The sequence below is a fragment of the Subtercola sp. YIM 133946 genome (genome assembly GCF_036553535.1).
In the GTDB taxonomy this organism is placed as follows: Bacteria; Actinomycetota; Actinomycetes; order Actinomycetales; family Microbacteriaceae; genus Subtercola.
In genome coordinates this window covers 21,685-44,356 of the sequence record NZ_JAZHPE010000050.1, presented here as the reverse complement: position 1 = coordinate 44,356, position 22,672 = coordinate 21,685, and the positions used below count along the sequence as shown (strand labels likewise).

Annotated in this window: 24 protein-coding genes; 7 read left to right on the top strand and 17 right to left on the bottom strand. The window is 67.2% G+C overall.

Annotated elements, in window-relative coordinates:
• Positions 1 to 126: 126 nt before the first annotated feature.
• Positions 127 to 1,152 (bottom strand): LysR family transcriptional regulator, encoded by a 1,026-nt coding sequence (locus V3W46_RS17195; RefSeq protein WP_331784366.1) that lies wholly within the window; start codon positions 1,150 to 1,152, stop codon positions 127 to 129.
• A gap of 85 nt (positions 1,153 to 1,237) precedes the next feature.
• On the opposite strand from V3W46_RS17195, the gene V3W46_RS17190 reads away from it, so the two are divergent.
• A complete protein-coding gene (locus V3W46_RS17190; protein WP_331784365.1) occupies positions 1,238 to 2,161 on the top strand; it encodes a DMT family transporter in 924 nt (307 codons plus the stop codon).
• Positions 2,162 to 2,172: 11 nt separating this feature from the next.
• Here the strand turns inward: V3W46_RS17190 and V3W46_RS17185 are convergent, their stop codons facing one another.
• The 11 genes from V3W46_RS17185 to V3W46_RS17135 form a co-directional block, all read right to left on the bottom strand.
• Complete coding sequence (locus V3W46_RS17185) at positions 2,173 to 2,502, bottom strand: putative quinol monooxygenase (RefSeq protein WP_331784364.1); 330 nt, start codon at positions 2,500 to 2,502, stop codon at positions 2,173 to 2,175.
• Between the two features lie 23 nt (positions 2,503 to 2,525).
• The gene (locus V3W46_RS17180; protein ID WP_331784363.1) at positions 2,526 to 3,305 is read right to left on the bottom strand and encodes an SDR family NAD(P)-dependent oxidoreductase; all 780 of its coding nucleotides are present in this window, start codon (positions 3,303 to 3,305) and stop codon (positions 2,526 to 2,528) included.
• 25 nt (positions 3,306 to 3,330) lie between these two features.
• Positions 3,331 to 4,104: an SDR family NAD(P)-dependent oxidoreductase gene (locus tag V3W46_RS17175; protein ID WP_331784362.1), complete on the bottom strand. Its 774-nt coding sequence runs from the start codon at positions 4,102 to 4,104 to the stop codon at positions 3,331 to 3,333.
• Positions 4,105 to 4,175: 71 nt separating this feature from the next.
• Positions 4,176 to 5,234: an ABC transporter permease gene (locus V3W46_RS17170; protein ID WP_331784361.1), complete on the bottom strand. Its 1,059-nt coding sequence runs from the start codon at positions 5,232 to 5,234 to the stop codon at positions 4,176 to 4,178.
• The gene (locus V3W46_RS17165) at positions 5,224 to 6,756 is read right to left on the bottom strand and encodes a sugar ABC transporter ATP-binding protein (protein ID WP_331784360.1); all 1,533 of its coding nucleotides are present in this window, start codon (positions 6,754 to 6,756) and stop codon (positions 5,224 to 5,226) included. The genes V3W46_RS17170 and V3W46_RS17165 overlap by 11 nt, the downstream gene beginning before the upstream one ends.
• 8 nt (positions 6,757 to 6,764) lie before the next feature.
• A complete protein-coding gene (locus V3W46_RS17160) occupies positions 6,765 to 7,817 on the bottom strand; it encodes a sugar ABC transporter substrate-binding protein (RefSeq protein WP_331784359.1) in 1,053 nt (350 codons plus the stop codon).
• Positions 7,818 to 7,866: 49 nt separating this feature from the next.
• Entirely contained in the window at positions 7,867 to 8,637 is a 771-nt protein-coding gene (locus V3W46_RS17155) for an SDR family NAD(P)-dependent oxidoreductase (protein WP_331784358.1), read from the bottom strand.
• 7 nt (positions 8,638 to 8,644) lie between these two features.
• Complete coding sequence (locus V3W46_RS17150) at positions 8,645 to 9,346, bottom strand: class II aldolase/adducin family protein (RefSeq protein ID WP_331784357.1); 702 nt, start codon at positions 9,344 to 9,346, stop codon at positions 8,645 to 8,647.
• 161 nt (positions 9,347 to 9,507) lie between these two features.
• Positions 9,508 to 11,235: a thiamine pyrophosphate-binding protein gene (locus V3W46_RS17145; RefSeq protein ID WP_331784356.1), complete on the bottom strand. Its 1,728-nt coding sequence runs from the start codon at positions 11,233 to 11,235 to the stop codon at positions 9,508 to 9,510.
• Positions 11,232 to 12,719: an aldehyde dehydrogenase family protein gene (locus V3W46_RS17140; protein WP_331784355.1), complete on the bottom strand. Its 1,488-nt coding sequence runs from the start codon at positions 12,717 to 12,719 to the stop codon at positions 11,232 to 11,234. Before V3W46_RS17140 ends, V3W46_RS17145 begins: the two co-directional genes overlap by 4 nt.
• An 82-nt stretch (positions 12,720 to 12,801) precedes the next feature.
• Positions 12,802 to 13,599: an IclR family transcriptional regulator gene (locus tag V3W46_RS17135; RefSeq protein ID WP_331784354.1), complete on the bottom strand. Its 798-nt coding sequence runs from the start codon at positions 13,597 to 13,599 to the stop codon at positions 12,802 to 12,804.
• A 126-nt stretch (positions 13,600 to 13,725) separates the two neighbouring features.
• Between V3W46_RS17135 and V3W46_RS17130 the strand changes: the two genes are divergently transcribed.
• A complete protein-coding gene (locus V3W46_RS17130) occupies positions 13,726 to 14,553 on the top strand; it encodes a hypothetical protein (protein WP_331784353.1) in 828 nt (275 codons plus the stop codon).
• The gene (locus V3W46_RS17125) at positions 14,550 to 14,864 is read left to right on the top strand and encodes a hypothetical protein (RefSeq protein ID WP_331784352.1); all 315 of its coding nucleotides are present in this window, start codon (positions 14,550 to 14,552) and stop codon (positions 14,862 to 14,864) included. Before V3W46_RS17130 ends, V3W46_RS17125 begins: the two co-directional genes overlap by 4 nt.
• Here V3W46_RS17125 and V3W46_RS17120 read toward each other — a convergent pair.
• The 3 genes from V3W46_RS17120 to V3W46_RS17110 all read right to left on the bottom strand — a co-directional run bounded on the left by V3W46_RS17120 (position 14,861) and on the right by V3W46_RS17110 (position 17,884).
• Entirely contained in the window at positions 14,861 to 15,283 is a 423-nt protein-coding gene (locus V3W46_RS17120; RefSeq protein WP_331784351.1) for a MarR family winged helix-turn-helix transcriptional regulator, read from the bottom strand. The two genes, V3W46_RS17125 and V3W46_RS17120, sit on opposite strands and share 4 nt — an antisense overlap.
• Positions 15,280 to 17,193, bottom strand: a complete 1,914-nt coding sequence (locus V3W46_RS17115; RefSeq protein WP_331784350.1) for an FAD-dependent monooxygenase — start codon at positions 17,191 to 17,193, stop codon at positions 15,280 to 15,282. Before V3W46_RS17115 ends, V3W46_RS17120 begins: the two co-directional genes overlap by 4 nt.
• Positions 17,194 to 17,269: 76 nt before the next feature.
• Positions 17,270 to 17,884: an MBL fold metallo-hydrolase gene (locus V3W46_RS17110; RefSeq protein ID WP_331784349.1), complete on the bottom strand. Its 615-nt coding sequence runs from the start codon at positions 17,882 to 17,884 to the stop codon at positions 17,270 to 17,272.
• 135 nt (positions 17,885 to 18,019) lie between these two features.
• Between V3W46_RS17110 and V3W46_RS17105 the strand changes: the two genes are divergently transcribed.
• Together V3W46_RS17105 and V3W46_RS17100 are read left to right on the top strand one after the other, a co-directional pair.
• Positions 18,020 to 18,802 (top strand): SDR family NAD(P)-dependent oxidoreductase, encoded by a 783-nt coding sequence (locus V3W46_RS17105; RefSeq protein WP_331784348.1) that lies wholly within the window; start codon positions 18,020 to 18,022, stop codon positions 18,800 to 18,802.
• Entirely contained in the window at positions 18,796 to 19,293 is a 498-nt protein-coding gene (locus tag V3W46_RS17100) for a MarR family winged helix-turn-helix transcriptional regulator (protein WP_331784347.1), read from the top strand. The genes V3W46_RS17105 and V3W46_RS17100 overlap by 7 nt, the downstream gene beginning before the upstream one ends.
• A gap of 113 nt (positions 19,294 to 19,406) precedes the next feature.
• Here V3W46_RS17100 and V3W46_RS17095 read toward each other — a convergent pair whose 3' ends face one another.
• Together V3W46_RS17095 and V3W46_RS17090 are read right to left on the bottom strand one after the other, a co-directional pair.
• Entirely contained in the window at positions 19,407 to 20,243 is an 837-nt protein-coding gene (locus tag V3W46_RS17095; protein WP_331784346.1) for an alpha/beta fold hydrolase, read from the bottom strand.
• A gap of 176 nt (positions 20,244 to 20,419) precedes the next feature.
• Positions 20,420 to 20,821 (bottom strand): nuclear transport factor 2 family protein, encoded by a 402-nt coding sequence (locus tag V3W46_RS17090; RefSeq protein WP_331784345.1) that lies wholly within the window; start codon positions 20,819 to 20,821, stop codon positions 20,420 to 20,422.
• Between the two features lie 90 nt (positions 20,822 to 20,911).
• Here V3W46_RS17090 and V3W46_RS17085 point away from each other — a divergent pair, with 90 nt between their 5' ends.
• Both V3W46_RS17085 and V3W46_RS17080 read left to right on the top strand, forming a co-directional pair.
• Positions 20,912 to 21,508: a TetR/AcrR family transcriptional regulator gene (locus V3W46_RS17085; RefSeq protein WP_331784344.1), complete on the top strand. Its 597-nt coding sequence runs from the start codon at positions 20,912 to 20,914 to the stop codon at positions 21,506 to 21,508.
• Positions 21,509 to 21,607: 99 nt separating this feature from the next.
• Entirely contained in the window at positions 21,608 to 22,453 is an 846-nt protein-coding gene (locus V3W46_RS17080; protein ID WP_331784343.1) for a hypothetical protein, read from the top strand.
• Positions 22,454 to 22,672 lie beyond the last annotated feature (219 nt).

Genomic DNA, 22,672 nt, shown 5'->3' with positions numbered 1-22,672 from the left:
CATCGGGCACCCCGACCTCGGCGAAGTGCTGGCTCGCCTCGAACCGTCGTCGCATCCGCTCGCCGCCTGAACCGTCGTCGCATCGACTCGCCGCCTGAGCCGCTGCCGCGCCCCGGAGGGCTCCCCTCAGCCGGCCGAAACGAACTGGGCCGAAAGGCGGGCAGACGCGGCCTCGGTGAGCACGCCGGCGAGGGTCAGGATGCCCGGGTCAGCGAAGTCAGGGGCACGGGCGGCGAGGTGGATGGCGCGCCGCACGGGGGCGGCGAGCTCGAGCAGCGCCACCCCGGCCGGCAGCTGGGCGATCGTCAGCGCCGGAACGAGAGCGACGCCGACACCGGCAGCGACGAGCTCGAGTTGCACGGCGAAGTCCATCGACTGTGCCACGATCTGCGGGCGGAATCCGGCGAGACCGCAGGCCCGCTCCATCATCGCGAAGCAGGTCGCGTCGGCCGTCGGCGCGATCCACGGGGTCGTCTCGTAGTCGGCGAGCGACACCGCCGTCGCCGTCGCCGCGCCTGCCAGACCCGCCGCCGCATCCACCACACCCGCCGCCGCACCCACACCCGCTCCCGACGCCGCACCTGCGCCCGCCGCCGCACCCGCGCCCGCCCCGCCAGTCGGCACCGCCAGCCACACCGGTTCACTGCCGAGGGGCCGGGCCTGGATGCCGGGCGGCAGGTCTCGCGGCACATTCGAGTACGAGTGGATGACCGCGAGATCGGCGGCACCCGACGAGAGGGCTTCGATGGCGCCTCCGGGCTCGAGCGTGGTGAGTCGCAGGTCGAGGGCCACCCCGTGGCCCGGCAGCCTGATCTCGCGGCACGCGTCTGCCACGAAGGTTCGCGCCGCAGAGGGGAACGCGGTCAGGGTGTAGCGCCCGACGGTTCCGGTGCGCAGAGAGTCGAGCTCGAGTTCGGCGAGCGACAGCCGGTCGAGAATGTCGCGCCCGTGGGCGGCGAGCGCAGCGCCGGCGGCCGTCAGCACGACGCCGCGCCCCTGGCGCTGGGTCAGCCGCAGGCCGAGCTCTCGCTCGAGCGCCGACAACTGCATCGAGACGCCGGGGGCGCTGAGGTGCAGCTCGTCGGCAACGGCGGCAATCGTGCCGAGCCGCTGCAGCGCGACGAGCAGTCGCAGCTTGCGCACGTCGATCACGTCGTCTCCATCAGTAAACAGCGCTTATGGGTACAATAATAACCCGTCAGTGGTGATGATTCCCTCAGCTTGGCATGATCGCACCATGAGCGTCAACAAACCACTTCTCGCCGGCCTTGGCGTCGTCATCCTGTGGGCGTCCGCCTTTCCGGCCATCCGGGTGGCCGCGCCAGCGATGGGGGTGATCGGGTTGTCGTTCGTGCGACTGGCCGTGGCGACCGTGGCTCTGGTCGTCATCGCCCTGATGGTGGGGGCGAGGCTGCCCCGTCTTCGCGACCTCGGCTGGATCGCGTCGTGCGGCTTCTTCGGCATGGCCGCCTACCAGCTGCTGCTGAACGCCGGCGAGTTGACGGTGCCGGCCGGCACCGCGAGCATCATCGTCGCCGCTGCGCCTCTCGTCTCGGTGGCGGTCGCGCGCATCCTCTTCTCTGAGCGCGTGTCGTGGGCCACCATGGTGGGCAGCGCGGTCGCCCTCGGTGGCGTCGCGATCGTCTGCCTGTCGCGGGCGGGCGTCTCGCTGTCGGGGGCGGTTGGGCTCGTCGTCGCCGCCATGGTGGTGCAGGGCATCTACCACCCGCTGCAGAGGCCGCTGCTGAAGCGGTACACCAGCGTCGAGGTGGCCTGCTACGCCATGATCGCCGGCACCATGATGACGCTGCCGCTCATGCCGTTCGACGTGGGCGGTCTTCTCGGCGCGGGGCCGGCGCCGTGGCTGGCGGCGATCTACCTCGGGCTGCTGCCGTCGGCGGCGGGGTTCGTGCTCTGGGCATATGCGGTGGCACGGATGCCCGTGGCCGCGTCGACGTCACTGCTGTACCTCGTGCCGCCGGTCGCCGTGTTCATCGCCTGGGTCTGGCTCGGCGAGCGCCCGATCCCCGCCGAGCTGCTCGGGGGCGCGGTCGTGATCGTCGGAGTCGCGACCATCTCGCAACTGCCGCGCCAGCTCGCGCGGCGTGCGGCCCGACGCACCGCCGAACCGCATGCCGCCCTCGACGAGAGCGGGTACTGACGCGTCAGACCTCAGGCTGCGCCTGGCGCGGGCCAGGTGTCGTTCTGGTAGCGGTCGACGACCAGGTTCATGATCACGGGCTCGCTGGTCACGCTGTCGCCGAGCGCGGCCAGCACCGCGGCCAGAGCCGGTGACTCGTCGTGCTCGTCTGAGCCCTGTTGCCCGTCGTAGATCTCGTACATCGCGATGCTGTCGGGCTCGCCGACCACGCTGAGCAGGGTCCAATCGAGGGTGCCCGGTTCGTTCTGAGTGTGCAGACGGTTCGCTTCGATGAGAGCCATGAAGTCGTCACGGCGCTCGGGCCGGAGTTTCAGGTAGACGAATTTCGCCAGGTGGGCCATGCGATTCTCCTATCGGGGTGGTGTCAGACGTAGCGGTGCGACCCGGCGTCGACCGGGTAGGCCGCTCCGGTGATCTGGCGGGCGGGGGCCGAAGCGAGAAAGACCGCGACCGCAGCCACATCGTCGGGTTCGTTCATCCGGCCGAGCGGAAGCTGTCGCATGTCGCGCGCGAAGTGCGTCTTCGTCTCGTCGAAGGTCAGACCCAGTTCGTTCGACATGCTGACCAGAAAGTCGTCCATGGCCGGGGTGGCTGTGGGCCCGGGCGAGATGCAGTTCGAACGGATGCCCGCCGGCCCGAACTCGATCGACAGCGACTTCGACAGGCTCAGCACCGCCGACTTCGTCACCGCGTAGTCGACGAAGAACGGATCGGGCTGACGGCCCGCGTCGCTGGCCAGGTTGACGATCGCGCCACCGCCGGCCTCGATCATGTGCGGGATCACCGCGCGACTCGTGCGGATCATGGCGAACAGGTTGATCTCGAGCAGCCCCTTCCAGTCGGCGTCGGTGACGCTCAGGAAGCCGTCGCGATACGGTGCGAGCCCGACGTTGTTGACCAGCACGTCGATTGCGCCGAACCGCCCGACGGCGTCGGCCACCCACGAGTCGATCTGTTGCGGGTCGGTGAAATCGAGGCTCGTGAAGACCGGCGGGCGTGCCGCGGCGACCGTCTCGACGGGTTCATTCAGGTCGCCGGCCACCACCTGGGCGCCCTCCGCCGCGAACGCCCTGACGATCGCGTGCCCGATTCCGCGGGCGGCGCCGGTCACGAGAACGACTCTGCCGTCGAGTCCGAGATCCATCTGGTGCTCCTCCTGAATCGGTTCGTCAGCGCAGCAGCTGGCCGCCGTCGACGCTGTAGACCTGGCCCGTGATCCAGGAGGCGTCTTCAGAGAGCAGGAAGGAGACGGCCGACGCGATGTCTTCGGGCAGCCCGAGCCGATCCGAGTGGATCGTGTTGCGCACCTTCTCGTGCCACTCGGGTCGCTCTGACGCCTCGGCCAGCACGATCTCGGTGCGGGTGAGGCCGGGAGCCACGGCGTTCGAGCGGATGCCCTCTTTACCCCACCGGGCAGAGGTGTGACGCATCAGCGCGGTCACCCCCGCCTTCGCGACGCCGTAGGCGACCTTCGTCGGCTCACCCATGAACGCCGCCGTCGATGACGTGTGCACAATCGCGCCGCCGCCGTTCGCCAGCATCGCGGGAACGGCGTGCCGCACGAGGTAGAAGTGACCCTTGAGCGCGACGTCGAGGGTGCGATCCCATACGTCGTCGGGCGTGTTCGTGGCGTTGTCGTCGCGCCCGAAGGTGCGGGCCGACAGGTCTGCGGCGTTGGCATGCAGGCCGTCGAGGCGCCCGTGCTGCTGCATCACGCTCTCGATGAGCGCCGCGACAGACTCGTCGTCGGTGATGTCGAATGCGGTGGCGGTGACAGCACCGCCGGCGTCGCTGAGTCGCTTCGCCGTCGCCTCGGCCTTCTCGATGTTCACGTCGCCGATCACGACCTTCGCGCCCTCCCGCGACAGGCGGTCGGCGACCGCCGCGCCGATGCCGGTCGCCCCACCGGCGACGATGATGATTTTGTCTTGTAGTCCTTGCATGCGATGCGTTCCTTTTCTGTTGGAGTGGCGGGGTCGTGGAGTGTCACGAGCGGGTGCTGCGTCGGGCGGTTCTAGTGCGAGGTCTTGGCTGCGGTCTCGGGGTGCACAGGCGTCGACTCCGGCGGTGGTGTCGATCCCGTCTCTGCGGTTGCCTTCGTGCGGCGCCGCAGCCCGATGCGGTCGGCGAGCACGGCGACCACGAGAATCACGCCGGTGACGATCTGCTGCCAGAAGCTCGGCACCCCGGCGATGCTCAGGCCGTTCGACAGCACGCCGATGAAGAGCACGCCGAAGGCGGTTCCGACGACGCCGCCGGTACCGCCGCTGAGTGCCGTTCCACCGAGCAGCACCGCCGCGATCGCCTGCAGCGGCAGGTTCGCGTCGACCTGCGGTGAGGCGACACCGATGCGCGAGATCGCGACGATTCCAGCGATCGCCGCGCAGAGCCCCGAGAACGCATAGACCATGATGATGGTTCGCGGCACGCGGATGCCCGAGAGCCGCGCCGCGCTGATGCTGCCGCCCACCGCGTAGACGTCGCGGCCGAAGAAGGTGCGCTGCTGAATGAACAGGGTCACGACGAAGATGATGATCATGATCCAGACCGGCCCCGAGAGGCCGAGAAACCGGGTCACGGCCAGATTGATGATCGCCGGTTCGGTCACGGGAATCGACTCGGTGTTCGACCAGAGGTTCACGATTCCCGTGAAGGCCGTGAGGGTACCGAGCGTCACGACGAAGAACGAGACGTTGAAGCGGCCGATCAGGGTGCCGTTGACGAAGCCGCCCAGAGCCGCGCCGCCGAGCAGGCTGATGATGATCGCGAGCCACACCGGCACGCCGGCCTGCAGCAGCTTCGCCAGCAGGATGCCCGCCAGCGCCCCGATCGGAGCGACCGAGAGGTCTGCGCCGGCCGTGATCAGCACCAGCGTCATGCCCATCGCGACGATCCAGAGAACCGAGATCGACGTCAGCAGATTCTGCAGGTTCTGCGCCGACGCGAAGACCGGCTGCGCGATCGCGAGAACCACGAAGACCACGACGAGCACCACGAAGACCGGGCGGAATGGGCGCGATCCCTTCCACAGGCGCGCCCCGATCGAGGGCTGGGTGAAGTGTTCAGTCGTCAAGGTGTCCTCCTGATAGGCGCGAGAGCCTGGCCTCATCGGCGTCTTTTCTCGCTACGGTGGCGACGACGCGGCCGCGGAGCATTACCACGATCCGGTCGCAGATGTTCAGCAGTTCGTCGTTCTCCGACGAACTCACGAGCAGGGCTACTCCCCGGTCGGCGAGGTCGACGAGGATCTGGTGGATCTCGGCCTTGGCGGCGACGTCGACGCCGCGGGTCGGCTCATCGAGCAACAGCACTCGAGGCGGATCGATGAGCCACTTGCTGAGGGCGACCTTCTGCTGGTTGCCGCCGCTCAGGGTGCTGACCGCCACCCCGAGATCGCGGGTGCGGATGCGGATCGACGCACCGATGTCGCTCACCGCCTGCACGTCGCGCCGGGTTCGCGGGGGCCGGAGGCGAAAGCGGCCGCTGCTGGCGACCATCATCGCGTTGTCGACCACGCTCATGCCGAGCACCACGCCCTCTGTCTTGCGGTCGGGTGGTACATAGCCGATTCCGCTGGTGATGGCGGCCGACGGGCGGCCGGGCGCCAGCGGCACATTCTCGACCAGCACGTCGCCCGACCGGGGGCGGGCCCCGAAGATGGCTTCGAGCAGGTCGCTGCGCCCCGCTCCGACAAGGCCGGCAAGACCGACGATCTCGCCGGGTCGCAGTGAGAGCTCCACGTCGTGCAGGTCGGGTTCGGATGACACGTTCAGGGCGGTCAGCACCGGGGGTGCATCCAGCATCGCCTGGGAGAGCGGTGCGCGCTCCCCCCTCACCCGCGTCTCGGCGGCCGTGTCGCCGACCATCGCCGCGACGAGCGTCGCCGGACTGAAGGATTCCGCCGTGCCCGAGGCGACCGTGCGGCCGTCGCGCAGCACGGTGATCTCGTCGCAGATCTCGAAGAGTTCGCTGAGCCGGTGCGTCACGAGAATGGTCGAGACGCCCGCCGAACTGAGGTTGCGGATGACCTGGAAGATCGACGCCACCTCGTCTTCGCTGAGCGAACTCGTCGGCTCATCGAGAATCAGAACGCGAGAGTCGAGCGACAGGGCCCGGGCGATCTCGACCATCTGCCGCTGGTCGGGCCGCAGGCTGCCGACCGGAGCACGCGGGTCGTAGCTGAGCCCGAGCCGGTCGAGAACCGAGCGGGCGCGTTCGTGCGAACGCTTCCAGTCGATTCCCGCGCGGCCACGCACGAGCCTGCGGCCGAGAAGGATGTTCTCGGTGACCGACAGCAGTGGCGCGAGTGCGGTCTCCTGCGAGACCATTGCGATTCCGCTGCGCAACGCATCGACGGGCGACGAGAAGCTCACCGACCGCCCTTCGACGAGAAGCGCGCCGCCGTCGGGGCGGATCTGCCCCGACAGGATGCCCAGGATGGTCGACTTGCCAGAACCGTTCTCACCGATGAGTCCGTGAACTGTGCCCGGTCGCCCGATGGTCAGCCGACCATCCCGGAGCGCGCGCACCCCGCCGTAGTTCTTCTCGATGCCCTCCATCACGAGCAGCGGAGAAGGCGTCACTGTGTCGGTCATCGTCGGTGTCAGAATCCGGCCGAGTCGACGTTGTCCATCGTGATGAACTTGGCCGGGGTGGTGACGAAGGTCGGCAGAGTGGCTTTGGGGTTCGCGATGAGGGTCATCGCGGCATCCGCCTGGTTCGTGCCGATGGTCGTGAAGTCGATCTCGGTGACGCCCCAGAGCAACCCGCTCTTGACCCCTGCGATCGCGTCGGGCTGGCCGTCGCTGGCCACAATACGGATGCCCGTCTGACCGGTGCCGCGCACCGTCGACGCTGCGGCGAGACCGGTGTTGTCGTTGTACGCGAAGATCGTCTTCACTGTGGGGTACTTGGCGAGCAGCGAGGTGGTGGCTGTCGCGGCACCTGCGGCGTTGTCGGTCTGCGCGTCGATCTCGCCGAGGAAGGTGAGACCGAACTTGTCTGCCCAGTACTGCTGCTGTTTCGCGAAATACGTCAGACCGGCGACGGGAGCGGCGAGCCCGATGACGGCATACGAGCTGCCGGGGTCGGCCTGGGCGACCGCCTGTGCGCGCAGGAACGCGTCATAGTCGAAGCCCTGGATGATGTCTGTCGGCAGCCCGGCGATCAGCGGCTGGTCTGCGGCCACTGGGGCGTTCTGCGGAATCACGATGATGCCGGCCGCAGCCGCCTCCGCGAAGCAGGGCGTGAGCGACGACGGGTCGAGGGGGTAGATCAGAATGGCGTTGACGTGCTGGGCGATGAACGTGTTGCAGTTGTTGACCTGGGTCGTGACGTCGAGCTGGTCGTCCTTCGAGATGAACGTGCCGCCCATCTTCTCGACTTCGGCCTTCGACGCGGCCTCACCGGCCTGCAGCGAGGGGATGGCCGAGTAGATGTTCTGGTAGCCCACCGTGAAGTTCGCGGGAAGGCCGGTGGGGGCGCCGTACGAGGTGGGCAGGCCGGCCTCGACACCGTCATAGGTGAGAGTGGGGGCCGCCGAGCCCGATGACGACGACGACGAGGTGGATGCCGTGTCGGTGCTGCATCCGGCGAGTGAGGCGGCGACGAGCGCCAGGGCGGTGACCAGTATGGCGCCGCGAGCTGTGGTCTTCATTGTTTTCCTATCGACTCTGATTGGGAGGAATGATGTTCAGCGAGGTCGGTTATACGCGAACGAGGCCTCCGTCCACCCAGATGGTCTGGCCGGTCACGAAACTCGAGTCTTCAGATGCGAGGAAGGCGAGAACGCCTGCGAGGTCTTCGGGGCGCTCGACCCTCGGAATGGCTTGTCCCTGTGCGAACTCGACCATCTCGTCGGGGTCTTCGACAGCGTTCGGGTCGGGCTGGCGAGACATCGTGCCCGGCGTGCGGGTCAGGCCGGGGGCGATGGCGTTGACGGTCACTCCCTGGTCGCCCAGCTCGGTCGCCAGTGCGCGGGTGAAGCCGATGACTCCGCCCTTCGACGCCGAGTAGTGCGCGACACCCTTGATGACGATGCCGAAGACATCGGATGCCTGGTTGATCACCCGACCCCAGTTGCGTTCGCGCATGCCGGGCGTGAAGGCCTTGGCCATGAGGAACATCGAGTCGAGATTGACCGAGATGAGTCGTCGCCAGTCGGCGAACTCGATGTCGTCCCAGGTCTGGAAGGGGTAGATGCCGGCATTGTTGACCAGTACATCGCAACGCCCGAGAGCGGCGAGCACATCGTCGCCGAGCTCCGACACGCTCGTGGGGTCGCTGACGTCGACCCGGAACGACTGCGCCGTTCCGCCGGCGTCGCCGATCTGCCGGGCAGTCTCTGCACTGTCGGCGATGTCGGCCAGCGCGATCGCGTAGCCCTCCTGGGCCAGGCGGATCGCGTAGGCCCGGCCGATGCCCTGGGCCGACCCGGTCACGACGGCGACCTTTCCTTCGGAGTGGTGGATTGCCATGGTGTCGTCAGCCTTTCGTCTGCGCGCTGAGACCGCGCTCGAGGTAGTCCCACACGCTTCGAACTGCGGTGGGAGGGTAGATGTGGTCGCGCTTGACGAGTGACTCGACGTCGCCTGTCCAGGTCGGCCACGAGTGGAACCCGCTGGTGATGAGCTGCTGCTGGCACGCCATCTCGAGCAGGATCGCGGCGATCGTCGCCTCGCGCACATCTGCGCCGACCGTCACAATGCCGTGGTTGACCAGAAAGATCGCCCGGGCGTCGCCGAGTTGCGCTGCGACGGCCTGGCCGAGCTGCTCGGTCAGAATCAGATCGGTCGTCTCGGTGAAGCGCGGCACACCGAGAGGTGCGAAGAAGTTCGCCGAGTGGCTGACCGGCAGGAGGTCGACACCCGAGGCAGCCAGTGCGACCGAGTAGGGGCTGTGCACGTGCACGATGCCTCCGACGTCAGGCCGCCTCGCCATGATCTCGGTGTGGATCGGGTACTCGTGGTGACGTTGGCCGCCGCCCTCGAGCAGGGTGCCGTCCCAGCCCACGAGATGCACGCGGTCGGGAGTGATCTCGTCGAGCCCCCAGGTGGCCGCCTTCAGCCACACACCGCGATCAGCCGAATCGCGTGCTGATGCATGGCCCCAGACGAGATCGTTGTGCCCGGCGCGCGCGAGTATTCGTGATGCTGTGCCGACCAGTTCACGCGGATCGTCCGCCATTGGATGTCCTTTCTCACAGGTGCTGTCGCAGTCTGCTGCCCGACACCGTTATCGAGCTGCTCTTTTGTGCAGAACCCTTCTCTGCAAAACTAGTGAGCCATCGTCCTACTGTCAAGAACTCTTATCTGTTCAGCAGAGAAAGTCGACGACCGATTGTCTCGTCAGCTCTCCCGCGAGAGACCAGCAGCCATCGCCGGGCTGTAGCCGGTCTCGACGACGACGTCGACCACGACCGCGCGGCCCTCACGGTAGAGGCGCAGCGCCTCGGTCAGAGCGCGTCTCAGCTCAGCCGGCTCGGTGACCGGGCCGATTCCCTCGAGCCCCTGCGCCCTGGCGAGACCGGCGAGATCAGGAGCGGGGTCGTCGATGCGCTGGCCGATCCACTTGCGCGAGACGTCGCGCCCGCGCGTCTCGGCGACCTTCTGCTGGTGCACCTCGTCGTTGAAATACGAGCGGTTGTTCGAGACGACGGCGATCAGCGGTATCGAGTAGCGCGCTGCAGTCCAGAGCGCCTGCACGCCCATCAGGTAGTCGCCGTCGCCGAGCACGCCGATCGGAATGCGGTCGGACCCGCGCAGCGCGAGCGCGGCCCCCACGAGCATGCCGGGGCCCGATCCGATGCCGCCGCCGCCGTCGTAGCCGAGACTGTCGAGTGGATGCTCGAACGGCCAGAAGTCGCCGTCCCAGCCGAGCGGCAGGCGCGCCAGAGTGACCTGCTCATCACGCATGATGTCGCGCACGGTCCACGCGAGCAGCGGGAGGGTGATGCGGTTCGACGTCGCCTCGGGCGCGGGCGCGGCATCCGGAGCCTCGGCGTCGACCGCTGTGCCCTCGGGCAGCGCCGCCACCAGTTGGGCCACGCCGGTGTCGGGGCCGATCGGCAGCGTGAGGTCGGCCGGGATGCGCATGAAGTGGTCTTTGCTCCAGCCGTTGTGCAGTTGGGCATCCTGGCTCACGTTCACCACCAGTCGCTCTGCGTCGGCGGGGGCCTGCGCCAGGGTGCCGCCGAGATCGATCCAGTCGAAGGCCACCACGACGTCGGCGGCTCGCAGCACGCGGGCACCCTCGCCGGTCAGAAAGAACGACGGGCCGGCCACGTGGGCCGCATGCGTCATGGGAAAAGACGCGCCCGCCTTCAGATCGGTGATGACCCGGGCGCCGACGGCCTCTGCGAGCTTCACCCGCCTGTTCCAGTCATCGAGGTTCTTACTCATCCTGCCCATCAGCAGCACGGGCGACGTCGCCGACAGCAGCGCCCCGGTGACCTGCTCGATGGCGTCGGCCGGAGCGACCTGCGGCGCGACGACGGGCATCTCGGCGAGCTCGGGAATCGGCACCGGCCGCTCGAGCTTCGACTCCTGCATCGTGGTGTCGAGCACCACATACGTCGGAGCGTGGGGAGGGGTTCGCACGATCTCCCACGCCCGCACCAGCGAGTCGAGCGTCGCCTGCACCGAGACCGGCTGGTCGTCCCACTTCACGTAGTTGCGAACGAGCGCGGCCTGATCGGCCGACGAATGGATCCAATCGATCCACGGGCGCCGGCGGGAGGCATCCATCGGGCCGTTCGCGCCGATGATGAACACCGGCACACGGTCTGCCCAGGCGTTGTAGATCGCCATGCTCGCGTGCATCAGCCCCACGTTGCTGTGCAGCGCCACCGCCATCGGCGAGCCGGTGACCTTGGCATAGCCGTGTGCGAGCGCGACGGCATGCTCTTCGTGCAGGCACATCAGAATCGACGGGTCTTCGGCGCCGAGATAGTTGACCAGGCTGTCGTGCAGACCGCGGTAGCTCGCGCCGGGATTCAGCGAGAGATATCGTACATCGGCCTGGCGTAGGAAGTCGGCGACGACATCGCTGCCCCACTCCGGTTCGCCCGCGCTCATGGCAGCATCACCGTCGTCGTCTTGGTCTCGGCGTACGAGAGCAGTTCTTCGAGGCACTCTTCGCGACCGAAGCCCGACGATTTCGTTCCTCCGAACGGAAGGCCCCAGAAGTGCCGGCTCGGGCTGTTGATGAGCACATGGCCCACCTTGAGGTCGCGCGCTATCCGGTGCGCCGTGGTCAGGTCAGAGGTGTACACCGACGCGGTGAGGCCGTACTCCACAGCATTCGTGATCTCGATCGCCTCGCTCACCGTACTGAAGGTCATCGCCGCGAGCACCGGGCCGAAGACCTCCTGCTGGCCGAGCGTGCTGTCGGGGGCGACCTGCGTGATGAGGGTCGGTGACACGAACCAGCCCTCGGGGCCCACCGTGCTCGGCCGACCGCCTCCCGACAACACCGTGCCCCCCTCTGCGACACCCACGTCGATGTAGTGCAGGGATTTGTCGTACTGGGCCTTCGAGACCAGGCTGCCCATGTCGTTGCTCTCGTCGATCGGGTCGCCGACGCGGATGGCGTCGAGAATGGCCGCGACGCGCGTCTGCACCTCCTCTGCGACCGACTCGTGCAGCAACAGTCGGCTTGTGGAGCCACAGCTCTGCCCTGCCGACATGGTGAAGTTCATGCCCGCCACGACCCCTGCCGCGGCGGCGGCCAGGTCGGCATCAGCAAGCACGATCTGAGCGTTCTTGCCGCCTAGTTCGAGGGTGACATGCTTGACGCCCGCGTCGGCGGCATCCTTCTGGATGCTGCGCCCGGTCGCGGCCGAGCCGATGAAGCCGATGCGGCGGATGAGCGGGTGAGCCACGATGGCGCGACCACTCACCCCTCCCCTGCCCGAGATCGCGATCAGCACATCGGGAGGAAGCACCTCGGCCGCCAGCTCGGCGAACCGCAGTGTCGACAGCGGAGCCTGGTCGGGTGCCTTCAGAATGACGGCGTTGCCCGCGATGAGTGGTGCGGCGGCCTTCGACGCAGCGAAGAACAACGGATGATTGAACGCTCCGATGCGCGCGACGACTCCGTACGGCTCGCTCGTCGTGTAGTGCAGATTGGCGCTGACCGGAATGGTGCGGCCGCCGAGTTCGAGGGCATAGTCGGCGAAGATGTTCATGAGTTCGACTGCGCCGTCGACATCGAGCCGCGTCGAGCGCAGCGGCGCCCCCATGTCGAGCGAATCGAGCGTCGCGAGCTCTTCGCGGTGCTCGATCATCAGCGCCCCGAGTCGCCGCACCCTGCCGGCTCGCTCGCGCGGAGTCAGCGCCGCCCACGCCGGCTGGGCCAGCGCTGCGGCGCGCACCGCCCGGTCGACCTCCTCGGCGCTGGCATCCGGCGCATCCGCGAGCTTCCTACCGGTGCTGGGGTTCTCGATCTCGTACGTCGCCACCGTCTCGACGGGGTCGCCGCCGGCGAGGATGCGCCAGGGCCGGTCGACGACGGAGGATGGAGGGCTCGAGACGTCATTATCTGTTCTGCAGAAGTCCATTCTGCAGACTTTAGGCCGTTGTCCGGCACCCGTCAAGAAGACGGATCGGCGAGGGCCCTGCCGGAAGCCGTTGCGGTGGCACTCAGCCGAGCGCCTCGCCGAACCGCCTGGCGACGGGAATCAGAATCGCGGCCATGTCCCGTGCCGCCTTGGCCGGCAGGCGGTTCACCGGCGCCGAGACGCTCAGCGCGAGCCGCAGCCCGGGAACGCTCGTCGGCACCGCCACCGAGACCGAGGCCACGCCCTCCTCGCTCTCCTCGCGATTCGTGGCGTAACCCGAGCTCTTCGTCATCGCCAGCTGCTTCTCGAGACGGTCGAACGTGGTGATCGACTTGTCTGTCACCCGGGGAAGAACGTCCTCGGGATACAGTCGCCGCAGCTCGGCCGGATCGAGCTCGGCCAGCATGGCCTTGCCGATCGACGTGACGTGCGCGGGCAGAGATTTGCCCAGGCGCGACGCCACGCGAACCGCCTTGCGGCTCTCGATGCCGTCCATGAAGCGCACATTGGCGCCTTCGAGCATTCCGAGGTGGATCGTCTCGTCGAGAAGGTCGTTGAGCTCCTGCAGAAACGGGCGACCGAGCTGATTGATGTTCATGCGGCCGATCACCGAGAAGGCGACCCCGGTGAGAGCGGGGCCCGGGCCGTACGCCTTGGTCTGCGCATCCTGCCGCACGAATCCGCGATACTGCAGCATCGCCAGCAGCCGGTGGGCGGTCGACGACGCCACCTCGAGATAGGTGCTGGCATCGGTCAGGCGAATCTCCGGCTGCTCACCGAGCAGCAGAATGAGCTTCAGCGCGTTGTCGACCGAGTCGATGGGATACTGCGGAACCGCCGGCGCCGTGACATCGGCGCGCTTCTGGGAAATTTTCTGCACAGCAGAAATATACGCCAAATCAGCTCTTGTATTGAAACACTCGGCATCTTCATGAATCTCTACAACAGAATGCATTTCTGCTATAAAGATATTCAGACAGCGCAGTTGCTCCAGAAGGTGAGAGACATGGCCACGATCGTCGCCGGAATCGGCGTACCCCATACACCGGCCTTCGCCGCCAATGTGACGGCCGGCGATCCCGACGACGAGACCGCCGTGGCATACGCGCGCATCGCAGAGCAGCTCGACGCCGTCGACGCCGATATCGTGGTGATGTTCTCGACTGATCATCTCAACACGTTCTTCCTCGACAACTACCCCGCCCTGAGTGTGGGGGTGGCCACCCAGACCAGCGGCCCGAACGACGGCACCCCGGGCCTCAGACACGTCGAACTGCCGGTTTGTCGCGACCTGGCCGAGAGCATCCGCATCGACACCACCATCGCCGACTTCGACGTCTCGCAGACCCAGGAGTTCACGCTCGACCACTCGTGGCTCGTACCGCTGCAGTTCATCCGGCCCGCCGCCGACCTCGCCATCGTGCCGATCTTCGTCAACAGTCACATTCCGCCGATCCCCACGGCCAGGCGGGCGCTGTCGCTCGGCAGAACGGTCGGCGCGACGATCGCGAGCTGGCCCGAGGATGCCCGGGTCGCGGTCTTGGGCAGCGGCAGCTTCTCGCTCGATGTGGGCGGCCATTACATCGAGCCGCAGAAGATCTTCGGCGTACCAGCTCCGGAATGGGTCGGACAGGTGGCGCGCTTTCTCGAGGCGGGCGACCACGAGTCGCTGGTCGCCAACGCCAGCCGGGCGCAGATGGCAGCGGCCGGCAACGTCGGCGGAGAGCTGCTCAACTGGATCGCCATGCTCGGAGCGATCGGCGGCGGCGCACCGACGACCCTCGACATTCACACTCAGTTCGGACACGGATACGGTTTTTGGAGGCTCGCATGAGCACATACCAGGTGGCGAAGTTCTGTCGCAGCTGCCTCATGAACAGCGACGTGCGCGATCTCGCGATCGAGGCACCCGAGGCCGCACTCGACCTCTTCGACCTCACGGCCGAGGAGCGCGAACTGCTGCTCGCGGGAGAGGTCGGCGAGCTCTCGCTGCTGGGCTGCAACGATTTTCTGCTGTCATACCTGCCCCGGTGGAACCTGTTCGGTCTCGACGTTCCCCTCTACAGCGAGCGGATGCGCGCGGTTGCGTCGAGAACCGTGCCGAACCGGCACCTCACCGACGAGCTGGGCACGCAGGCCGACTAGATCTCGAGCATGCGCTTCAACAGCCTGCGCAGAGTCTCGACCTCGTCAGAGCTCAGGCTCTCGGTGAGCATCACGTTCGCCTCGAAGACGCGCGGGCGCAGCAGGTCGACCTCTGAGACCCCGGTCGCCGTGAGGTGCAACGAGTAGCGTCGCCCGTCGCTCTCGTGCGGCCGCCGCTCGAGCACCCCCCGTCGCTCGAGGCGCACGACGATGTCGGCGATGGTCGAGCGGTCGAGGTCGAGAGCGGCGCCGAGTTCGCTCTGGCTCGCGCCGGGCATCCGCTCGAGCACGGCGAGCGCCGCGTACTGCACGCTCGAGACCTGGGCAGAGACGTGCTCCTGCCACAGTGCGGCGTGCCGCTGCTGTGCGCGGCGAATGAGGTGCCCGGTGTGGCGAAGCGGTTCTTCTTCGTCGGTCATCGGGCCTCGAGCAGGATGCCGCCGAGAAACGCGTCGAGCTCATCGAACGCGTCGAGCGGCAGCACAGTCGCAACGTATTGATCGGGGCGCACGAGCACAAGAGTACCTGCCGCCCGGTCGATGCCCCGCTCGTCGAAGATGTCGCCGATGCCGGGGGCCCCGCCCACCCCGGCATCCGCCAGGCGCTCGGCGTCGGCGGCGAACACCTTCTCGTAGTCGCGCAGACGCAGGCTGCCCTTCAGCGGTCGCAGCAGCTCGGGCAGGTCGGCGATGCTGACCTCGGTGTGGGCGCCCTGGAAGACGGCGCGCACGTCGAGCACCGAATCCGCATCCGCGCCTGCTGGCGTGAACCTCGGCACGACGACCCGCTCGAGGTGGTCGAACAGGGCCGCAGCGCGTGCGCCGGATGCATCGGCGAACGCATAGAGGCGCCACCGGCCATCCGCTTCGTGGGTGTGCCCGAGCTGTAACGGCTTCGCGTCGGCCACCCGACGCACCGGGGCCGAGTGAAAGCGCATTCCGATCGGAAAGCCGGTCGCGAGCGACTGGTGTTCTGCCGAACCGGTGAGCAGCGACGGCTCGTACCGGGTCGCGAGGCCGGCCGTGTACCGCCCAGACTCGACGAAGGCCACCTGCAGCTCGCCGGGCCCGATGCCGCCCCGTTCGGGATGCTCGGGGTCGAGTGGCGGCTCGGCGATCGTCGCCGACCACCGCTTGTCGAACTCGATGAGATCGTGCGCGATCGCGTGGCGCTCGGCCGAGTACGTGCGCAGCAGTTCGGGGGCGCTGCGGCCCTCGAGCACCGCAGCCAGCTTCCAGCCGAGGTTGAAGCCGTCTTGCATCGAGACGTTCATGCCCTGGCCGGCCTTCGCGCTGTGGGTGTGGCAGGCATCGCCCGCGATGAAGACGTGCGGCAGGCGCCCGCCCAGCTCGTCGGCCGAAACATCGTCGAATGTGTCGGCCAGGCGCTGGCCCACCTCGTACACCGAGAACCACACCGTCTCGCGAACATCGAGCGTGTACGGATGCAGCACGCGCCGCGCGGTCTCGATGACCTGCTCGGCCGTGATCTGTTTCACCGTCTCGCGGTCGTCGACCTCGCCGAGGTCGACGTAGAGGCGCACCAGGTTTCCACCCTCGCGGGGAATGAGCAGAATGTTGCCTGCGTGCGCCGACTGGATGAGCGACTTCAGCCGCCAGTCGGGAAAGTCGGTCACGGCGAGAATGTCGAGCACGCCCCAGGCGTGATTGGCGGTGTCGCCGTGCAGGGTTCGGCCGATGGCCGCGCGTACCCCGCTTCGGGCGCCGTCGGCGCCGACGACGTAGGTGGCGCGCACCTGAAAGTGTCGGCCGTTCGCGCTGAGGGTGACGAGCACCGGATGATCGCCCTCGGGTTCGACGTCGAGCGAGACGAATTCGACGCCGTAGTCGGGCTCGAGCCTGCTCGGCGACTTCAGCATCGTGTCGAGCAGGTACTGCTGCAGGCGCGCCTGGTTCACGATGACGTGCGGCATCTCAGACAGGCCCTCCTCGGTGTCGCGCACGCGTCCCGTGCGCACGATCCCCGACGGCTCGACCTCGCCCGGGCCCCAGAAGACGCTCTCATTGACCCAGTACGCCTCGTCGAGCAAGGTGTTCGCGAGCCCGAACGCCTGGAACATCTCGACCGTACGACAGGCCACCCCATCGGCCCGCCCTCGGGTGAGCGGGCCGTCGCGACGCTCGACGATGCGCACCCTGATGTCGGGGAAGGCTGCGAGCTGGGCTCCCAGAACGCATCCCGCGGGCCCCGTTCCGACGATCAGAACGTCGACCTCGTCAGGAAGCGGGGTGCCGGCGATGTACGGGTCTGCGGCGGCAGCACGAACTGTCGGATCGCCGGGGCGGTAACCGTCGAGATAGAACTGCATGCGGGCTCCCTTGCTCAATGCAGGATATTGTCAGTACCCCAACTATCTCAGAGCCGCCGCCGAAAAGGCAACCGGGTTACGGCCTCCACGGCTCGTGCGCATGCGACATCCAGACCGCCTCGGGTTCGAGGGAGCGGATCAGCAGCTGGCCCTCGGTGGTCGGCTCGTCGAGTTCGCCGGGCCAGACCGCCGCATCACCCGCGATGACCACGGGGTGCGCGCCCTGCTCGACGACGACGATCTGCGTTCCGCGGGTGTGGCCGGGCGCCGGGAGGAGGCGTATCCTGGGCAGCAACTCGAACTCGCCGTCGACGGGCGCGTACTGCACCCCGGGCGCATCCACCCACTCGACGATCGTGTAGTCGCTCTCGGTGCGAGCGTCGTCGAGCTCGGTGCGTTGCACGTAGATCGGCGTGCCGGCGAACAGGTGATTGCCGCCGCAGTGGTCGAAGTGCAGGTGGGTGTTGACCACGACGTCGATGCTGTCGAGGTCGAAGCCCTGCTCGTCGAGCGGTCGCAGGTGCGGATCGAGGTCTTCCACCGCGGGATGCAGCTGTGTCAGGCCGGTGTCGACCAGCACGCGACCCTGCGGGTGGTCGATGACGTGCACGTAGATCGGCATGCCGTCGCCCGCCGCCCGCAGCTCGCCGACCTCGATGGGCGTGATGGTGATCGCAGCAGATTCGGTCATGAAGGAACGATACGCCGAGTGACGCGGCACTACGAGGCCCCGCCGGTTCGCTCTGGCGGCTATTGGGGTCGCTCTTGATTATCGTTAGCTTCCAGACGATAATCGTCAGGTAACGAACAAACTGAGGAGTGCAACATGGCCACATCATGCATCGCATTGGTGACCGGGGCGAACCAGGGCGTGGGCTATCAGGTAGCCAAGGCCCTCGCCGAGAGTGGGGCAACCGTCTACCTCGGCTCGCGCGACTTCGACCGCGGCCGAGCAGCGGCGGCCGAGATCGGCGAAGGCGCGATCCCCCTCCAGATCGACATCACAGACGCCGAGTCGATCGCCGCGGCCGCCGAGCGGATCGGCGCAGAGCAGGGTCGGCTCGACCTCCTCGTCAACAACGCAGGCATCTCGAACACCCGCCGGGCGGCGGCCTCTACTGAGCAGCTCGCCGATCCGGCCTTCTTCGAGGAGTACACGCAGGCCGGTCTGGCCAGCCGGGCGTCACTCGACGAGATGCGGGCGGTCTGGGATGTCAATGTGTTCGGAACGCTGGCGGTCTACCAGGCGATGCTCCCCCTGCTGCGGCGCGGGGTGGATGCCCGCATCGTCAACGTCTCGAGCGGGGTCGGCTCGCTGACGGCCAACGCTGATCCGGCCTACCCGTACCACTCGATGTTCGGCGTCATCTACCCGGCCTCGAAGGCCGCCGAGAACGCCGTGACCCTGGCGATCATGATCGAACTCGAGAACACCGACATCAAGGTCAACCTGGTCTCGCCGGCGTTCACCGCCACGAACCTCAACAACTTCGCCGGCACGGAGTCGGTCGAAGACGGCTCACGCGAGGTCATCCGGGTCGTCCTTCTCGGCCCCGACGGCCCCTCGGGCACGTTCACCCGCTGGGAGAACGCGGCCATCCCGTGGTGAGCCAGCCCGAGGCGAGCCAACACGAGGCAGGCCAGCACGAGGGCGTGGGCGCCTGGGCGAAGCGGTACTACTTCACCAACCGCGAAGCGCTCGAGTCAGCCTTGCGCCCGTTCGGGCTCGGTTCAACCCAGTGGTACGTGCTCTACCAGCTCGCGAACGACGGCCCGACCATGCAACGCGACCTCGCGCAGCTCCTCCACCTCGAGCGCGCGACCCTGAGCGGGATCGTCACCACGCTGGTGCGCAAGAACCTCGTCGATCAGGTCGAGGGTGCCGGAGACCGCCGACAACGGATGCTCGAGCTGACTGCTGCGGGCACCGAACTCTGGGCGAAACTGCCCGATCCGATCGCAGAGATCCGCGCCATCGCATTCGGGCCGACGTCTGACGCCGACACGCGCACGGCGATTCGCGTTCTGCGGGAGGCCACCGAACGGCTGACCGAACACATGGCGGCGGCCGGAAGGGGCGACGACCCGCGCACGTCGTGACGCCGTCGCACGGCAGCTCGTGCATCCGGTCGTCGTGCTCATTCAGCGACCGAGCGGCAAGCGCACCCCGATGAACTCGGGATGCGCCTTCCGCGATTCGTCTGCGCGCTCTCCTACTGCTCGATGAAGGCGAGAAGGTCGGGATTGATGACGTCGGCGTGAGTGGTCAGCATGCCGTGCGGGTAGCCCTCGTAGATCTTGAGGGTCGAGTTGCTGAGCAGTTCGTGCTGCTTCAGTGAGGCATCCTTGTAGGGCACGATCTGGTCGTCGTCGCCCTGGGTCACCAGCACCGGAACCGAGATCGCCTTCAGGTCTTCTGTCTGGTCGGTCTCAGAGAACGCCTTGATTCCTTCATAGTGCGCAAGGGCACTGCCGGTCATGCCCTGCCGCCACCAGTTCGCGATGACAGGCTCAGAGGGGGTGACGCCCTCGCGGTTGAAGCCGTAGAACGGTCCCGACGCCACGGCCTGGAAGAACTCGGCACGATTCGCCGCCAGCGCACTCCGGAAATCGTCGAAGACCGAGATGGGGGTGCCCTCGGGGTTGCTGTCGGTCTTCACCATCAGCGGGGGCACCGACGACACGAGGATCGCTTTCGCGACCCGGCCCTGAGGCTCACCGAACTTCGCGACGTAACGAGCGACCTGGCCGCCTCCGGTGGAGTGGCCGATGTGGATCGCGTTCTGCAGGTCGAGGTGCTGCACCACGGCGTCGACGTCGCTCGCGTAGTGGTCCATGTCGTGCCCCGTGCCGACCTGCGACGAACGCCCGTGCCCACGTCGGTCGCTGGCGATGACCCGGTACCCCTTCGAAAGGAAGAAGAGCATCTGGGCATCCCAGTCGTCTGCAGAGAGGGGCCAGCCGTGATGGAACACGATGGGCTGGGCGTCGGGGCTGCCCCAGTCTTTGTAGTAGATCTCTACGCCGTCTTCTGTGGTCACAAAAGGCATGATCGAACCTCCTCAGTCATGTCGAACCAGGCTGAGCCGGCGCGACTACTCGGCACTCCCACTCCTCGGTGAAGTGAGGCGTGGCTCTAACCTACTGGCTGGTCGAACCCCGGCGCTCGTGCGCGGGTATGCATGAGAGGGCTACGCACGAACGCCCGGGCCGCGCGTATCGTGGGTCACCGCTGAGGTGCGCGTGCCGGAGTGATGATGCGGTGGCTGATCCGCCAGCGGCCGTCGTAACGCCGGAGGGTGTCGGCGTAGGTGACGGCATGCGGCGAGCCGTCGGCCATGATCATCAGGCCCTTGGAGAGCGCAGCAGCCTCGTTCTCGTCACTGCCGGTGATGACGATGTTCGTCACGAAATGCGCCAGAGGGGCATGGCCGCTCTGGGCCAGTCCTGCCGCTGCAGTGCGAATGGCATCCATCCCCGCGAACGCTCCCATGCCTGACGCGGTCATGTCGTAGACCGCGTCGGGGGTGAACAGTTCGTCGAGGCGCTCCAGCTGGTTCTCGTCTGAGATGTGGGCGTGCAGCGCGAGGGTCTCGGTGATCTCGTAGCGGTCGTCTGTGTTCAGCATGATCGTATCCTCAGTTCGTAAGTGGTACTGCGTACCGTAACACACTGAGTACCTTACGGGTATGCGTACCTGTCGATGTAGGCTGGGGCCATGTCTGACACCGTTGCCGCAGCTGAGCCGCTGACCGTGCGCAAGAAACGTCGTGCTCAGCAGAGCATTGTCGAGGCCGCCGACGAACTCTTCCGCGCCCACGGCTTCGAGAACGTTTCGGTCACCGACATCGCCTCGCGAGCAGAGGTCGGCCGCACGACGTTCTTCCGCTATTTCGGCGACAAGGCCGAAGTCGTCTTCGCTCAGGAACAACGGATGCTCGACCTGATCACCGAACGTGCGACGAGTGACTCGGTCGAACCTGCTCACACCGCCGCCGACGCCCTCGACCAGCTGAGGCCCATCGTGCTCGAACTGTGCAGGAGCGCGAGTGCCGACCCCGCCGGATGCACGCTGCACTACGAGCTGATCGCGAAACACCTCGAACTCCGGGCGCGCGACGCACTCAAGACGCAACTCATCGCCGATCGGTTGAGCGACCTTCTCATCGCCCGGGGAACAGAAGAATCCGTCGCCATCTTCGCCGCCCAGATCGCTCTGGCCTGCGCCCAGACCGCACGACGTCGCGCGAACAACCCGCAGACCCTCGTCGCTGACACCCGGGCCGCATTCGACCAGGTGCACCTGCACGCGTGAACCCGCGCCGGCGTCAGCGGGCCTCATCGTGAGCCGGCGCTCAGAGGGCGACCGCAGCATCCGTCGGCCAGGGTCGCGGTGCGCGTAGGCTGGCAGACGATGAGGTGGTTCTCGAGAAAGCCCCTGGCGACCGGAACGTTCCGCGTGACGAGCGTGACGCGGGTCGACGGTGTCGGCCGGCTTGTGCTGAATGGTATGCCGCGGGTGCGGATGCACATCGCAGGCATCGTGCAGGCAGATGGTGTTCCTCCGGTGGCGATGAGCGTCGAGCAGACCTTCGGAATGGACGCTCCTCCGCAGGTCGGCGAGGTCGTGCCCGCAGAGATCACTTCGCGCGATCCACTCACGGTTCGGGTGCAGTGGGGCACCCCCGCAACGCAACAGAAGGTCGCAGCCGTACGGGGTGACGCTGACGCCCAAGTCGTGCAGCAGCTGATGACCACCGGCCTGGCGAACCACGTCGCAGGAGAGACGGATGCTGTCGGCATCGCCTTCACCGACCCGACGGCGTCGGGCACCATCGCCGAGCAGGTCGCGGCAGCCCTGGGCACACCGATCTCTGTCGATGTCGACGAAAACGGGGTGAAGAAACACATGACCGTGGGTGGGGGCGGCCACCTCTCGTCTGCCGAGGCCGCCGAACTGCAGCGCACCGGCACACCCGCGGAGGCGACCATACGCGCTGCGGCCCGTGTCGACGTTCCCCAGGCGATGCTCCCCGGCGCCGACGCCTCGCTCTGGGATCTCAGTCTCACCGTGACCCGCGCAGACGGCAGCACGTACGAGGCGCAGACCCGTGTCGGGTTCCGCTCCGACGAGAGGCGGCGACGGCTCGGCGAGGTGGGGTTGAGCATCCCGGTACGCGTCGACCCGACCGACGATTCCCGGGTTGCGGTCGACAGCGCGACCTACGACGCGCAGCACCCGGATGCTCCCGCCCGGTAGGCGGAATCTTCAACCGATAAGCCTCATTCACCTGTCATGGTGGGGAAGCCTCCGAGTCCCTTAGACCATTCTCGGCCCTCATTCGGGTGATATCCAGGTTCCCCGCCTCACCACTAGCCTGTAGCAAATCAGTGCTGAGGGGAATCATCATGTTCGCTAGTCGTCGCGGCCTCGCGCTGCCTTCGGCAGTCGCTTTGGTCGCTCTGGCTATGTCGGCGC